Consider the following 462-nt stretch of genomic DNA (forward strand, 5'->3'; position numbering starts at 1 on the left):
AGGTTATGCGCGAGCGTCGTCAGGGGCGACCGGCTCCCGTTCTGCCGCCACCTGCTGCGGCGTGAGAGCAGGGGGGAACCGAACGGATACCCATTGCCTTGGTTCTGGATATCCAGTATTCAAAGACCTATGGCCATCCAAAGAGTCAACCTGGACCAAATCGACTTCTCCGACGTGACCGAGGGTTTTGACCTGATGTCTCCGGTTACCCCCGGCGAGGTCCTACGCGAGGACTTCATGGAGCCCCTAGCCCTGTCGGCGAATGCACTCGCCAAGGCGCTGCACGTTCCGCCAAACCGAATCACCGCAATCCTGAACGGCACCCGTTCGATCACCGCGGACACGGCGCTCCGGCTCGCACGCTACTTCGACGTAAGCGTTCAGACCCTCCTCCTCCCTTGGGGACGTGAAGACAGACGGGCTCCGCTATGGCAAAGTCAAAACCACGACCTAAACGACGCC

General features: G+C 60.8%; 1 protein-coding gene. It reads left to right on the top strand.

The annotated features are described in order from the left end of the window. Positions 1 to 195: 195 nt before the first annotated feature. The coding region (locus D779_RS20765) for a HigA family addiction module antitoxin (protein WP_198295767.1) at positions 196 to 462 on the top strand (267 nt) is incomplete at its 3' end.

The sequence above is a fragment of the Imhoffiella purpurea genome (assembly GCF_000585215.1).
Lineage (GTDB): Bacteria > Pseudomonadota > Gammaproteobacteria > Chromatiales > Chromatiaceae > Imhoffiella > Imhoffiella purpurea.